This window comes from Dyadobacter sp. AC419 (assembly GCF_979253085.1).
The window spans coordinates 112,406-126,248 of record NZ_CEEDCD010000019.1 but is presented as its reverse complement, the minus strand read 5'-3'; the positions used below and the strand labels follow the sequence as shown (position 1 = coordinate 126,248).

Genomic DNA, 13,843 nt, shown 5'->3' with positions numbered 1-13,843 from the left:
TTTTTTAGCTCGGGTTAACTACTTACTAGGGCCAGAAATGGCGATCAAAACGGCTCCTCCAAGAATTAAAATAGAGCCTGCAATCAATTGCCAGGTAAGCTTTTCTTTCAAAAACAAAACCGACAGCAGCACCGCAATAACCAATGATGACCGCTCGATTGTCGTAACGGAAGACGCCTGGCCCATAGATAATGCTTTAAAGGAAAATAAGGTCGAAAGTGTGGTCGCTACACCGGCAAGTCCCAAAAATATCCATGCTTTGGTTTCAATTTCTTTCACACCCGCAAATGTCCCCTGCCACGCAACGACGGACCATGTAATGGACACAATAAGAATGGATTGAAGTGCGAAAGCCAGACTTGAGTCGACATTTTTAAGCCCTGCTTTTGTTAATACGGTTACTAGTGCTGCCGAAACAGCGGCGAATATCGCCCAAATCCACCACATCTTTACGCTATTAGTTGATCCTTGATTTAATATCTCGGGATAGAGATTATAAGAATCATACCACTGGAAAGTGTTTGAAAATGGACTGGCCATTTGTACCGGAGACTATTAGAAAGGTTTTTTGATCAAAGTACCTGGCTTGCCGAAAGCGTTAAAAGAATATTGACCAATGAGCTTTGGCATACAAAAAAATTGTTTTGTTTAGCAGTGCTCAGGCGTATCCAGGTCTGTGGTTGGTGTACTCAAACATGATGTAACAACAGGCTTGCAACGATGTTTAAAGAACTATAAATGGCAGATAAAGTCCGTTATAAGACAAAGATTGTAATCATAGGAGCCGGTCAGGCCGGTCTCTCGGCAGCTTACCAATTAAAGAAGATGGGCTTATCTATTGGTCCTGATTTCATTGTGCTCGATGCCGCGCCTTCGGCAGGTGGTGCCTGGCAATTCCGCTGGCCTTCTCTCACACTAAGCACTGTAAACCGAATTCATGACCTTCCCGGAATGTCTTTTCAGGAAACGCTTGATACGGATAGCGGGACTGTTCAAGCCAGCATAGCGGTGCCTCACTACTATACGCTTTACGAACAAAAATTTGACATCAAAGTTTATCGCCCGTTGAAAGTGGATACTGTTTATCTCCACAATGAGCGGTTTTACATAGAGTCTTCCGAAACTTTATTTTCTGGACTGGGTATCATTAATGCCACCGGAACCTGGGAAAACCCCTACATTCCCGAGTATCCGGGAGCTGATCTTTTTCTAGGTGAACAACTGCATACACGGGATTTTAAAACTTCTGATTACTTCAAAGGCAAGCATGTTGTAGTGGTTGGAGGTGGAATATCCGCCATTCAATTGCTTGATCAGATTTCAAAAGTGACCACGACCACATGGGTTACCCGCCGGCCGCCAGTATTTAGAGAAGGGCCTTTTGACGACGTAGCTGGTCATAATGCTGTGGCTATGGTGGAAGAAAGAGTCAGGAAAGGGTTGCTGCCTTTGTCTGTGGTTTCTGTTACCGGTCTGCCATTGTCACCCGAAATCATTGAAATGAAAAAGCGAGGCGTATTAGAACGTTTCCCCATGTTTAGCAAAATCACAAAGCATGGGGTTGAATGGGAAGATGGCAAGGAAGTAGAAGCCAACGTTATTCTATGGAACACTGGTTTCAGAGGAGCATTACAGCATTTGGACGCGGTTTTACCCAGAGAGGAAAGTGGCGGCATTATGATGGCGGGCCGGTTTGCAACAATGGTTGCCAAAGAGCCACGTATCCATTTGCCTGGATACGGCCCATCGGCTTCCACCATTGGCGCTAACAGAGCGGGACCCGTAGCCGCCAGGGAGTTAATGGCCACATTAGGCATGATTGGGAAGTGAGGGCTATCTTAGAAATTTGTTCTTAATATCCTTCCGAGAGTTTTACTTCGTCTTTTAACTTAGCTCCTTTCAGAAACTGCTTCACGTTTTCGGTAAACTTTTTCACCTTATCCCGATCGCGCTCTTTATGGGCTGCACCCGTGTGCTGGGTCAGGATCACATTTTCCATTTTCCACAATCTCCTGTTTTTCGGCAGTGGCTCCTTTTCAGTTACATCCAACACTGCGCCCGCGAGTTTACCGCTTTCCAACGCCTGGATCAGTGCAGTTTCGTCAGTTGTGTTCCCGCGCCCGACATTGGCGTAAAGCGAACCCTTTTTCATCGCATCAAAGAATTCAGCAGAAACATATTTATCCAGATTTCCAGGCAAGGTGTTGACAACCAGATCCGTTTCCGGCAGCTGCTTCAAAAGGTCTTCAAAGGAATGAATGTCTGCCTGCGGATCGCTTTTGGCGGTCATTTTTACGCTGCAACCAAAGGCTGTCAATATCTTTTCCACGTGCTCGCCTATTGCACCTGAACCGAGTATGATTACGTTTTTCTCACCTAATATTGAAAGTTCCTGCTCTGCTTTCTCCCCTACCCAGCGTTGTTCCAACTGGTTTCTGACCATTAAATGCACGCCGCGATAAAAGCCCAGAACACCTGCAACGATCGTTTCAGCGCAAGCCGCGGCTGACATATCGCCAACATTGGCCACAGTGCCTTTGAATTTCACATCTTTGTAATTTTCAAAACCCACCTGTTCCAGCTGCCAGAATTTCAGAGAAGCAGGGACGCTTTCAAGCATTTCTACTGGCAGGTTGCCGATCACAATTTCTGAGGATTCAAACGCGCTTTTCAGTTCAGTCTCCGACAAATCGCGTCCCAAAATACACTCCGCATCCTTTGGCAATTGCTTTACTAATTCTTCCAGATACTCAGGCTGCAAGTCGGCATATATTAAAATCTTCATAAATCTGTGGTTAATCCGGATTGGTGAATGTGATGTTGGTGCATGGTTTGCTTTCTCCGGCACTGGCTAGGAATAAAATACCGTTCCACCAGGTACGGCTAGTTAATAAACGCTTAGGTCTCATTTTTCAAATCAATTGTTCCCGGCTGATAAGGCTAGCCGCTTTATCGCGATCTCATTTCAACTCCGAAAACCAATGTTCAAAGCATTTCATAGACAAATGTCTACGATATTTTAAGGCAAATGTCATCGTTTTAGTCATGCATGATGTGGAAATTTGCGTGATCAAAATTGAGCAGGCTGATATGAAAAACCGACAGGTGTATCTGCACTCATTAGATGTGAAAACAGAAGACCAAATATGGAAATAGGCATAGATAGTTTCGCATCGGCGATGTACGGAAGTAATGAACTGAATAGCGATGATGCAATGGACCAGGTAACCTTGCAGACCACATTAGGAACCTGCAATCTGCGCTGACCGTTGTAGTCGGATAAATTGACAAGCAAGATTTTAGATTCAAATACATGAAAACCCTCAAACGATTAATTGTGCTACTTGCATTGTCTACGAAACTGGCAGCACAGGCACCCACTGAAAATTATCAGTATAAAATCGACTTGCTGAATATTAATGATGATAAAGTTCTTGTATCATTTACGCCTCCTAAGAACAACCTAAATGAAGGAAAATACATAATTCCCAGGATGGTTCCCGGCTATTATGATGCCATGGATTTCGGTCAGTATGTATCGGAATTTAAGGCAGTTAATGCGAAGGGAGAATCAATTGAGGTCAAAAAGCTGGATGTGAACACGTGGATGGTTGCGGACCTGAAAAACGCTGCTAAAATAAGCTATCTCGTATCCGATGGTTGGGAGCACCTTTTGCAAAATATCGGAGGAGCAAAATCTCCGGGCAGCACATTTAAAAAGGATAGTTTATTTATTATCAATTATAATTCGCTTGTCGGATATTTTGATGAAATTAAAAGTGTTGGCTATGATATCACAGTTAAGAAAAACACAAAATTCTATCCTTCTTCCGCGCTGAAATACATTCCTGAAAATGACACAACCGATGTAACCTCAGCAAAAGATTACCGAAGTCTCGTCGACTCCCCGGTGTTTTATTGTGTGCCGGATACCACCTGGCTAAAAGTCGGTAACACCAATGTCCTGGTTTCTTTTTATTCGGATAAGCAAAAGTCATTTTCAAAGATCCTGGCCAATAAGCTGGAAACGATTCTGACAAATCAGCAGGCATATCTTGGTGGAACGTTACCTGTAAAGGACTATGCATTTCTCATTTATCACGAAGAAATGCCGAGAGGAATAATGGGTGACGGTATGGAACACAGCAATTCGACGGTCTGTTTATACGCTTCACAAACACTGGATCAACTTCCTGAGGCACTAATGGGCGTCGCTTCACACGAATTCTTTCACATTTTAACCCCACTCAACATCCACTCCGAGGAAATACTGAAATTCGATTTCCTTGATCCTGTGCTATCAAAACATTTGTGGCTCTATGAGGGAATGACCGAATATGCTACCATGCATATGCCTGTCAAGCAACACATGATGAGCCTGCCGGATTTTACCAAAGTAATTGAGGGAAAAATCAAGGGAATGGAACATTTCGATAATCATCTTTCCATGACTGAGATGAGCTCCAAAGCGATCGAGCGGCAGGATCAATATATGAATTTTTACCAAAAGGGCGCTTTGATTGGTTTATGCCTTGATATACGACTCAGAGAACTTTCCCAAGGGAAAACAGGCACGCAGGATTTAATGCAAATGCTTATGAAAAAGTTTGGTCCGGAGAAGGCTTTCAAAGACGATCAATTGTTTGATGAAATTACAGCAATGACATTTCCCGAGATCCGTCAGTTTTTTAAAGATTACGTTGAGCAAGGAAAGCCGATTCCTCTTAAAGAAAGTTTGCAGAAGGCCGGACTTGCTTATGATCCGGCTTCTAAAGCAATTACCATTATTGCTAATCCTTCAAAAACTCAACTTTCCTTGCGAAAGGCCTGGATTAATCAATAGCATTTCCCTATCAATCAACGAATTTTATAATAACATTGCCAATCAACGCAGGACAGCTCTTGCAAGATTCAGCGATATGAATTATTCCTTCACCACTTTCAGCGCATTATTCCCATCCGCCTTCAATAAATAAACACCGTCAGACAATCCGGATATATCAATTTTCTGGATTCCGGAAGCTTTCTTTACTGTCTTCAAGGTTCTGCCTTTTAAATCGACCAAGTCAACAGATTCCGCATTGCTCTTTTTCCAATCGATCCAGAGTTCGTTCCTGGCAGGAATCGGATAAGCGATTATTCCGCCATCATTCAGCAGTTTCAGGGATATCAATTTGCTATATCCTGTTTTGCCATCAAATTCCAGGATTTTCAGGCGGTAATAAGCACGGTCGCCTGAATGTGTGAGTGAATCGGTGTAGCTGTACTCCGTGTTCGCAAGAGCATTCGCGGTTACTTGGCCGATTTTGCTAAAAGTTCTTCCATTTTCACTGTACTCGATCTCGTATACATTAATGTTTTCCTGCTCGGCAACCTTCCAGTCGAGCTTTACTTTTTGATCATCCGTCTGCCTTCCTTCAAAACTGATCAACCGCACTGGCAATGGATTCTGGGCAACTGTTCCTCCAAAAAACCCGCTAAATCCTTCTACGTCGAAGGCTACTTCCCAACGGCTTAGCACAGCATTCCAAACGATATCATTATCATCAGGATCAATGACCGTCCGCGATTCTGTATATGATGCGGGGCTTCCGGTGCCGTCGGAGCTCGATCCGTGAAACTGATAAATCCTGAGATTAGCCTTTCTCTCGTCTTCCCCTTCTGCATTTCCTGTCGGTAGAAAATTCGGTTCAGTCAGTTTTGCATTCAGCGCATCAAATTCTGCCTGGGTGAAATAAACAATCACGCGTCCCGATGAATACTCAGGATTTTCGATAGGACTTACATCAAAGTGTCGTTGAAGATATACGGCGCCGGCATAGGAGTTGACCTGCGCATCCACCCAAACGGCAGCCGTAACGTTGCCACTGATATTGCCCGGTATCAATGTCAGCATATCTGCATCGCAAACATTACCTGCTGTGGTGAAAGTATGCGCTGGCCGATAGCCGTCATCAGCGAATGAGAAAAAACTGGTTGTGCCATTTCCAGCCAAGGCAATGGCATTTTGTGGCCTTACACCTTGAAATTCAAAGGCGCCGATGTCCACCTTATCATTGAATATCCTGTTATTACCAGCCAAATCTGTTATTGGAAGAACTTGTTGAGGATACTTGCTGATATCCCCCGCATCGATTGCCCTGCTGCATACATCCAGTGAAAAGTCACGCTCATTCATGTCAGCAAATTGCGGATCCGTATCCAGGTTGCCTCCAAAATCTCCGAAGTTCTCGAACTGCCAGTTTGCACTTCCTCCGCTTCCTTCTACGATACTGTTGGCAAAATCAGCAGCGCTATTACTAAAAAAGCTGACCTGAGACTGACCCGGGTTATCCCGTAAGGCATTTTCTGCGATAATGCTGTTGAGGACCGCCGTAGGTTCGCCATCGAAAATCGTGACAGCAAAGCCGAACTGCCCCGGTTCAGACACGTTTCGCGCCACCGTCGTATTCAGGATCGCAAGTCCAGGCGAGCTGTTTGTGTACAATATGCCACTGCCATATCCCTTATCATAATTGTGGTAGATGGAAGAATTGATGATCCAGGAACTGCCGCCGAATCCAGCGAATCCTCCGCCCAGATTTCCCAGATTATTCCTGATGACCAGATTTTTAAAGACGGCTGTTTTGAGCGTATTATAAACGGTAATGCCCGAGCCAAAATCATTGCGGGTGGCTGTTTCAAGAATAAAAAGATTTTCATCATTCGTTGAAGATGCGTTATTCGCTCCTTCAATCGTAAAACCATCCAATACATGATCCGAATTCAGGTGCATTCCGTAAACAACATGGTAGGCGTTTTCACTGAATTCACCCGAGGCCCCATTGTTGTACAGGTCGGTAAAATCAATATTATCATCCTGATTAAAGTCGCCACTCAAAATACTTGCATTTTCTTTAAGCCGGAGATCACGTTCTGCTAGCGAAGACTCGTTTCCTTTAAAACCACCGTACAACTCAGTGGCACCGGCCAGTACGAATGCATTAAACCGACTGTTCGGATCAGCATTTGAGAAGTCATCAGGACGGTAAAGTGGATAATATGTGCCACCTGCAACCCAGATCTGTTTTACATTAATGAGCCGTGCGGCAAAAAGTGCGTCCGCTACTTCTGCCGCGGCATTGTTCCAGTCGTTCCCGTTTTTTGTGCCGGTGCCGCCTTTTTTGACAAATAATATTCCGTCGTCATTCGGTGTGAGTGAAGTTGATAAAATTTCGAAAACACTTTCCAGCGCGCCAATATCTACGGTATTTTTTGTGATCCGCGGGGTTCCGCGAAGATCGGTTGTGATGCCCGACAAATCAGGTGTCTGAGCGGGTTGCAAAAACACATTGTTGCCTTTGTTAATGGCAGGGCTGCCCGGATTCAATCCAAAAAAACCATTGGTTTCGTCAAAAAAAGAAGGATTCACGTCGAGATTACCACCCAGATTTGTTCCAAAGGCACCATTCCAGGATCCGCTCCCGCCACTTCCGGGAACAATGCTGTTGGCAAAAGAAGGCACTGCTCCGTCAAGCACTTCTACTGCAATGCCTGGATCGCCGAGATTAGCACTGATAATTGTGTTACGGATTTTCGGAGCCGCGCCTGCAAACACGACTCCGGCACCCGTCTGTCCGGTGCTTGCTGCAATCGTATTATTGGTAAATACAGCAGAGGAATTTAAAGAGGTAAACCGCGCCCTTGCCGGCCACGGGATTGGCATTGACAATGGAGTTGGTTAAGATAAAGTCGGACCCAGAAGCATAAATGCCAGCGCCATCGAGCCCAGCGTTACCCGTGACTAAAAGATTGCTCAATGATGGTGTAGCATTAAAGGCGACGATCCCGCCTCCGACATTTCGCGGAATATTAAGTCCGTTGACGGAAGCATTCGATCCGTCATTTGCATTTCCTCCTGTAATGACGAACCCGTCCAGACTTGCGCTGCCTGCATTACCGGCATAAGTTACCACGTGATAGGCGAACCCGCGTCCGTCCAGAATAGAGACCGGCTCCTCATCTTCATCTATACTGAATGGCGTTTTACCGGCAGCTATATTCAGCTTGCGTTCTTCAGGCGACTGTTCAGTGCCTGCAAATCCGCCAAAGATCTTGATATCAGCCGGTAACAGAAATGTGTGGTTATTCGCGGCTTCGCCGGGTTGATTTATATAGTCACTATCATAGAAGGGATAGTAGTTTCCATTAGCAACCCAAATTTGCTCCACACCCGGATTTTCATGGGCATATTTAAGGGCTTCCGCCAGTTCCCAGTACGCATTTTCCCAGCTTGTTCCATCATTTGACCCGTCTGCATCATCATTTACAAAGACGATCGGAAGCACATCAGTTTTGCTCCCTTTTCTGGCTGTATTTTGTGCTTTCGCAGGTTTTCTTTCCGCCTCACGATTGGCCGGAATTCTCTTTCTGCCTGCTGCAAGCATTTTCGCAAACTGGCTTTTTGAAGGACTTTGTTTCGAAATTTCAACCTGCCGCAAATCGCCAGCGGGATTTGGATCCTGCACCTGCGCTGCGCCGAATGCTTCCGAAAACAGCGGTTGGATGGTCAGAAATGTAAATAGGATTAAGGAAAGCAGGTTCAGGCTACGTGGGTAAAGTTTCTTCATTTTGCTTAGCGTTAACGGCGTTGAGTAGATTAAAAGGGCGAGGGAGGATGGAAGCAACCAGAGAAAGTAACGAACTCCGGAGTATGTCAGGTTTTATAGAGCAAAAAACGACAACCAGCCGCCAAAGTGCAATAGCAAATTCTTGCTATGCCACCGGGTTACGCCTTGCATATCAATACCAAGGGCGAAGCCAGAAACGGGATCTCGATCAATGCTGTTTTTGTGTCTCCCGCCCTCAATGACAAAGCCATGATCAAAACTATGGTGATGGCCGAGAATACATTGCTCAGAAAAAAGGTTTGCGGGAAAAATAACGTTAATCCCAGGATGATCGAAAACGCTCCAAAATAAGGCATGATGGCCTGGGTAATACCCAGATTGGCCATCATCTTCGCCTACTCGGGGCCTGGCGGGCGAAAACTATCCCAGCCCTGTCCACAGATCAGTTAAAGCATTGCCGGAATTCCAGCGGACTTTGTTTCGTCTTTGCCTTAAAGAGCTTGTTGAACGATTGCGAATGTTCAAAGCCTAGAGCATAGGCAACTTCGCTTACCGTTAATTCGGTCGTCGATAGTTTCTCTTTGGCCTTTTCTACCAGCTTTTCGTGGATGTGTTGCTGGGTACTTTGCCCGGTTAACTGTTTGAGTAAACTACCTAAATACTTGGCTGAGACATTTAGTTTTTCGGCAACATGTTTGACGGTCGGCAGGCCCTTAGACACCAGGTCGTTGTCTTCGAAATATTCCGTTAGCACTACTTCCAAGCGCTCCAAGATACTGCTATTGGTTATTTTTCTGGTGATGAACTGGCGTTCGTAAAACCGCTGTGAGTAGGTAAATAAAACTTCTAATTGGGCTATAATCACATCCTGACTAAACTTGTCAATGTTCGAACTGTACTCGCTTCTGATATTGTCAACAATTGCATTGATCAGGGTTTCTTCCTTGTCGGACAGAAACAATGCCTCATTGGTGTTGTAACCAAAGTATTCATATTGTTTGATTTTTTTTGCCAGTGATGTGTTCCATAAAAAATCGGGATCGATAAATAGCATCCACCCATTCAGGTTATGAGGCATACCGTTGTCTTCACCACGCAGTATTTGTCCCGGAGCCAAAAAAGCCATCACGCCTTCGTCAAAATCGTATTTCTGCTGCCCGTAAAAAAGTTTATCACAACCCCTTTTCATCGACACTACAAAAAAATCGAATATCACTGAGGTGATATTGGTGTTATTGGCCAGTCCTTCCAAATTTATAATACTAATGAGCGGATGTTGCGGCTTCACATATCCTCCTATACGGTGTAGTTCGGTGATGGATTTTAATCTGAATGGTTTTAAATTTCCCATTTCGTAAAGTTAATTTTTGTCAGGGTTCTTGCGTTGAATAATTTTCAAACTTGCCTTGTCGCAAAGGTCGTTATGCTAAAATTCAACTTTGGCTAATGCCTGGGATACCTCCCATAATTTCAAGGAAACGTTTACATCTAATGCTTGTGCAGGTATTTTTGCGATAGATGGAAACCCTCTGGTCTCACTCATTTTGTCCGGACCGTAATACAAACCTCCCTTAGCATCCGGAGAAGTAGCAGCATATAATGTTGGCAAAGCTCCTTGTGCAGACGGCTGGAACAAAAACGGCAGGAAAGTTCTCGTAATTCCTGCGGCGCTCCATCGCCCTGCACCGGTAATAAGTAAATTTGTTCTGGAAACACCCGGATGTGCAGCGATACTTGTGATGCCCCAACCATGCCTTTCACTTTGCCGCTGAAGCTCTAAGGCAAACATCAGGTTTGCAAGTTTTGCCTGACTGTATGCCTTTCCCGGAGCATACGATGATTTAGACTGAAGGTCATCAAAATTGATTATTCCTCCCCTATTTGCCACACTCGAAACGGTAACAACACGAGCACCTGGTGATTTGCATAATAATGGCAAAAGTTGTGCTGTTAATGTAAAATGACCAATATGGTTTGTCCCGAATTGTAACTCAAAACCGTCAGCTGTTTCCAGTCGTTTTGGTGGTGTCATTACGCCAGCATTATTGATTAGAAGGTCTATGGCTTGACCTTTTAAAATCATCTTCGAGGCGAAGGCTTTAATTGAAGATAAATCTGCAAGGTCTATTTTCTCAAAAGTGACTTTTGCCTTTGGGCTAATCTCATGAATTTTAGCAATGGATTCGGCCCCTTTTTGCGCATTACGCCCCATCATGATCACATTCCATCCTGATGCTGATAAAGCCAGCGCATCTTCATATCCTACACCTTCTGTACTGCCTGTAATTACAGCTAAACCATTGCTTCTCTGAGGAATATTAGCTGCTGTCCAATTTTTGATTTCGTGCTGCATCTTTTATTGATTTTGTTAATGCAAAGTTCTTAAACCATTAAAAACCGGATGTAGCCAAAAGTCATAATATTGTAGTGGAAAGGGAGGGTGAGAAGGTGTATTCGAATACACCCTCAATTTGGCTACAACATTTCCTGTTTCGGCTACAAGCGCCTTGTCACGATCGCGGAATTTTGCTGTGTAAAAATTTAAATGATATGCAGACAGAAACAAAGAAAGTGGCACTGGTAACAGGAGCAAATACAGGCGTCGGATACCAGATCGCGAAATCACTTGCTGATGAAGGTTATACCGTTTACGTCGGTTCCAGAAACAAGGACAAGGGGGAGATTGCCGTTACCGAGATCGGCAAACAGTCAAAAGCGATCCAATTGGACATTACCGATGCCCAATCCATCGATGCAGCAGTAATGCAAATTCAAAGCGAAGCCGGATACCTGACGCTGCTGGTCAATAACGCGGCCATCTCGAATGCGGGGAATCCCGGGCGCACGATGGAAGAGGTTCTCGGGGCTCAGCGCGCCAGTATCGTACCGATCGACGAAATGAAAGTGGTTTGGGAAACGAATGTGTTTGGTACACTTGCCGTGACACAAGCCTTTTTACCTCTATTGAGGAAGGCGGAAAAAGCACGGATTGTGACCGTGTCGAGCGCACTGGGTTCGCTTACTTTGAATGCCAATCCTGCAAACCCCTACCGCTCAGCCTTCGATGCAGCTTATGGGGCATCCAAAACCGCGCTCAATGGCGTTTTCCTTTCACTGGCCATCGATTTGGCAAATACCAATATCAAAGTACACTTGGTTAGTCCTGGTTTTACGGCAACGGCACTCAATAATTTTCAGGGGACCGATACGGTGGAAGAAGGATCCATAGAGCCAATAAGAGTGGCCTTGTCAGAAGACCTGCCGACAGGGAGTTTTACGGGACCCGCTCATTATGCTGGACCAGACAACATTGTTCCGTGGTGATAGTAAGAAAGTCAATATCCTGTGGCTGGAAACAGTCACGGGGTTTTGTTACATTTATATGATGAAAAATAAGGAAGACAAATTGATACGGTTCATAACCATATCGGAAACGCATGAGGCTTTTGGCTTGCCTAAACCGCAGCATCCGTTGATCAGCCTCGTCCATTTCAACGAGAGCAACCCCTTCAATACAAGCATGGCGCCTATCTACGACCTGCTCAGCTTCTACAAGATCACCTTCATCACCGATAACAACGGAAGGCTAAAATATGGAAGGGACTATTACGATTACGATGAAGGAAGCATGCTGTTCCTGGCGCCTAACCAATTAGTGGGCAGCACAGATTATAATAGCAAAACCTACTGTTACATCTTGCTCATACACCCCGATTTTTTAATGGGTCACCCGCTGGCAAGTAAGATCAGGCAGTATGGTTATTTCGCATATTCAGCGAATGAAGCACTGCATTCATCCGACACAGAAAAGGAAAACATCCTTTCGATTTACAGGAACATGGAAAAGGAACTCAACAGCCGTGTGGATGAATTCAGTCAGGAGCTCATGATCGCCCATATTGAATTGCTGTTGAGCTATGTGAACCGCTACTACAAGCGGCAGTTCATTACCCGCAAAGTGGTCAACGATAATATACTGTCGAAAACAGAGGCCATACTGGATAACTATTTGAACAGCCAGCAATCCCTGCATGACGGGGTTCCTACCGTTCAATATCTCGCTGAAACACTGAACCTTTCGCCAGGTTACCTAAGTGATATGCTCCGTTCGCTTATCGGGCAGAATGCGCAGCAATACATTCATGAAAAAGTAATCGAGAAAGCAAAAGAGCGGCTGACCACGACGCAGTTAAGTATGTCGGAAATTGCCTATGAGCTCGGTTTTGAACATTCGCAAAGTTTCAGCAAGCTTTTCAAAAACAAAACCAATCAGTCTCCAATGGAATTCAGGGCTTCGTTCACGTAATAACATTCGCTTAAAAGCAGTAAAAATGAGAATGGCAAAGGATTGATTTTATTAACTTTGCCCTATGCTAGAAGAAGAGAAAACTGGAATACCAGGACTGAATGAAGTGGACCTTCGCCTTAAAGGTTTTAAAGTTCACGCCCTTCCGGAATCAATAGAAGTTCCGGTTAAAGCTGGGCGGCGCGACTTTTATAAAATGGGGATAGTTAACGGCCACATGACCATTAATTATGGCGGTCAGCTACTGAACATTGAAGGAACGGTACTCTTTTTCGTGAACCCGCATGTGCAGCACGCGCTTGTCCGCCGCGTTAATCGTACCAGTGGTTATGCCTGTATCTTTACCGAAACCTTCCTCAACGGCCGGGAATTACAAGACTCCCCGCTTTTCCACGTCGGCGAAAATCCAGTCGTACCCCTTAATGTGGAACAAGCTGCATTTATGAGTGGCCTTTTTGAGAAAATGCTGGCTGTTTACGATGGAGACTATCTTTACAAAGGCGATCTGATCAAAAACTACATTGCGCTGATCATCCACGAGGCTCTTCGAATACAGCCGGCGCAGCATGTCTCGACCATCAAGAATGGCGAAAGCCGCCTTGCACACCTTTTCATTGACCTGCTCGAAAAGCAGTTCCCGATAGAACGCAGCGACCAACCGCTCCACTTGCGCAGTCCCCAGGAATATGCCAGACATTTAAATGTACATGTCAATTACCTGAACCGGTCTGTCAGGGAAACGACGGGCAAAACCACTTCGGCGCATATATCCTCGCGCATTATTGTCGAAGCAAAAGCACTGTTGCAACACAGTGATTGGGGCGTGGCCGAGATCGCTTATGCGCTTGGATTTGAGTACCCCGCCTGATTTCAATAACTATTTCAAACGCCTGACAGGCAGCACACCGAACAGTTTTCGCAAGGTTTG

General features: G+C 45.0%; 12 protein-coding genes. 6 read left to right on the top strand and 6 right to left on the bottom strand.

Annotated elements, in window-relative coordinates; genetic code table 11:
* Positions 1 to 18: 18 nt before the first annotated feature.
* A complete protein-coding gene (locus tag AC0IYG_RS14145) occupies positions 19 to 447 on the bottom strand; it encodes an EamA family transporter (RefSeq protein ID WP_471711707.1) in 429 nt (142 codons plus the stop codon).
* A gap of 291 nt (positions 448 to 738) precedes the next feature.
* On the opposite strand from AC0IYG_RS14145, the gene AC0IYG_RS14140 reads away from it, so the two are divergent.
* Positions 739 to 1,830 (top strand): NAD(P)-binding domain-containing protein, encoded by a 1,092-nt coding sequence (locus AC0IYG_RS14140; protein WP_471711706.1) that lies wholly within the window; start codon positions 739 to 741, stop codon positions 1,828 to 1,830.
* A gap of 22 nt (positions 1,831 to 1,852) precedes the next feature.
* Here the strand turns inward: AC0IYG_RS14140 and AC0IYG_RS14135 are convergent, their stop codons facing one another.
* A complete protein-coding gene (locus AC0IYG_RS14135; RefSeq protein WP_471711705.1) occupies positions 1,853 to 2,785 on the bottom strand; it encodes a D-2-hydroxyacid dehydrogenase in 933 nt (310 codons plus the stop codon).
* A 528-nt stretch (positions 2,786 to 3,313) separates the two neighbouring features.
* Here AC0IYG_RS14135 and AC0IYG_RS14130 point away from each other — a divergent pair.
* Positions 3,314 to 4,843: a M61 family metallopeptidase gene (locus AC0IYG_RS14130; RefSeq protein WP_471711704.1), complete on the top strand. Its 1,530-nt coding sequence runs from the start codon at positions 3,314 to 3,316 to the stop codon at positions 4,841 to 4,843.
* Positions 4,844 to 4,924: 81 nt separating this feature from the next.
* Here AC0IYG_RS14130 and AC0IYG_RS14125 read toward each other — a convergent pair whose 3' ends face one another.
* Together AC0IYG_RS14125 and AC0IYG_RS14120 are read right to left on the bottom strand one after the other, a co-directional pair.
* Positions 4,925 to 7,705, bottom strand: coding sequence for a choice-of-anchor Q domain-containing protein (locus AC0IYG_RS14125; protein ID WP_471711703.1), 2,781 nt, complete (start codon positions 7,703 to 7,705; stop codon positions 4,925 to 4,927).
* Positions 7,638 to 8,609, bottom strand: a complete 972-nt coding sequence (locus AC0IYG_RS14120) for a hypothetical protein (protein WP_471711702.1) — start codon at positions 8,607 to 8,609, stop codon at positions 7,638 to 7,640. Before AC0IYG_RS14120 ends, AC0IYG_RS14125 begins: the two co-directional genes overlap by 68 nt.
* 147 nt (positions 8,610 to 8,756) lie before the next feature.
* On the opposite strand from AC0IYG_RS14120, the gene AC0IYG_RS14115 reads away from it, so the two are divergent.
* Positions 8,757 to 8,960 carry a hypothetical protein gene (locus AC0IYG_RS14115; protein ID WP_471711701.1) on the top strand — a complete coding sequence of 68 codons (204 nt, stop codon included), beginning with the start codon at positions 8,757 to 8,759 and terminating at the stop codon, positions 8,958 to 8,960.
* Positions 8,961 to 9,051: 91 nt separating this feature from the next.
* On the opposite strand, the gene AC0IYG_RS14110 is transcribed toward AC0IYG_RS14115, so the two are convergent.
* A complete protein-coding gene (locus tag AC0IYG_RS14110) occupies positions 9,052 to 9,960 on the bottom strand; it encodes a helix-turn-helix domain-containing protein (protein ID WP_471711700.1) in 909 nt (302 codons plus the stop codon).
* 75 nt (positions 9,961 to 10,035) lie between these two features.
* Positions 10,036 to 10,962 carry an SDR family oxidoreductase gene (locus AC0IYG_RS14105; RefSeq protein ID WP_471711699.1) on the bottom strand — a complete coding sequence of 309 codons (927 nt, stop codon included), beginning with the start codon at positions 10,960 to 10,962 and terminating at the stop codon, positions 10,036 to 10,038.
* A gap of 197 nt (positions 10,963 to 11,159) precedes the next feature.
* Between AC0IYG_RS14105 and AC0IYG_RS14100 the strand changes: the two genes are divergently transcribed.
* The 3 genes from AC0IYG_RS14100 (at position 11,160) to AC0IYG_RS14090 (ending at position 13,783) form a co-directional block, all read left to right on the top strand.
* A complete protein-coding gene (locus tag AC0IYG_RS14100) occupies positions 11,160 to 11,933 on the top strand; it encodes an SDR family NAD(P)-dependent oxidoreductase (protein ID WP_471711698.1) in 774 nt (257 codons plus the stop codon).
* Positions 11,902 to 12,915, top strand: a complete 1,014-nt coding sequence (locus AC0IYG_RS14095) for a helix-turn-helix domain-containing protein (protein WP_471711697.1) — start codon at positions 11,902 to 11,904, stop codon at positions 12,913 to 12,915. Before AC0IYG_RS14100 ends, AC0IYG_RS14095 begins: the two co-directional genes overlap by 32 nt.
* Positions 12,916 to 12,979: 64 nt before the next feature.
* The gene (locus AC0IYG_RS14090; RefSeq protein WP_471711696.1) at positions 12,980 to 13,783 is read left to right on the top strand and encodes a helix-turn-helix domain-containing protein; all 804 of its coding nucleotides are present in this window, start codon (positions 12,980 to 12,982) and stop codon (positions 13,781 to 13,783) included.
* Positions 13,784 to 13,843 lie beyond the last annotated feature (60 nt).

Excerpts from the sequence above, each read along its gene's own strand:
- AC0IYG_RS14145 (WP_471711707.1), bottom strand. The coding sequence starts at position 447 with ATGTGGTGGATTTGGGCGATATTCGCCGCTGTTTCGGCAGCACTAGTA.
- AC0IYG_RS14140 (WP_471711706.1), top strand. The coding sequence starts at position 739 with ATGGCAGATAAAGTCCGTTATAAGACAAAGATTGTAATCATAGGAGCC.
- AC0IYG_RS14135 (WP_471711705.1), bottom strand. The coding sequence starts at position 2,785 with ATGAAGATTTTAATATATGCCGACTTGCAGCCTGAGTATCTGGAAGAA.
- AC0IYG_RS14130 (WP_471711704.1), top strand. The coding sequence starts at position 3,314 with ATGAAAACCCTCAAACGATTAATTGTGCTACTTGCATTGTCTACGAAA.
- AC0IYG_RS14125 (WP_471711703.1), bottom strand. The coding sequence starts at position 7,705 with ATGCCAATCCCGTGGCCGGCAAGGGCGCGGTTTACCTCTTTAAATTCC.
- AC0IYG_RS14120 (WP_471711702.1), bottom strand. The coding sequence starts at position 8,609 with ATGAAGAAACTTTACCCACGTAGCCTGAACCTGCTTTCCTTAATCCTA.
- AC0IYG_RS14115 (WP_471711701.1), top strand. The coding sequence starts at position 8,757 with ATGCCACCGGGTTACGCCTTGCATATCAATACCAAGGGCGAAGCCAGA.
- AC0IYG_RS14110 (WP_471711700.1), bottom strand. The coding sequence starts at position 9,960 with ATGGGAAATTTAAAACCATTCAGATTAAAATCCATCACCGAACTACAC.
- AC0IYG_RS14105 (WP_471711699.1), bottom strand. The coding sequence starts at position 10,962 with ATGCAGCACGAAATCAAAAATTGGACAGCAGCTAATATTCCTCAGAGA.
- AC0IYG_RS14100 (WP_471711698.1), top strand. The coding sequence starts at position 11,160 with ATGCAGACAGAAACAAAGAAAGTGGCACTGGTAACAGGAGCAAATACA.
- AC0IYG_RS14095 (WP_471711697.1), top strand. The coding sequence starts at position 11,902 with ATGCTGGACCAGACAACATTGTTCCGTGGTGATAGTAAGAAAGTCAAT.
- AC0IYG_RS14090 (WP_471711696.1), top strand. The coding sequence starts at position 12,980 with ATGCTAGAAGAAGAGAAAACTGGAATACCAGGACTGAATGAAGTGGAC.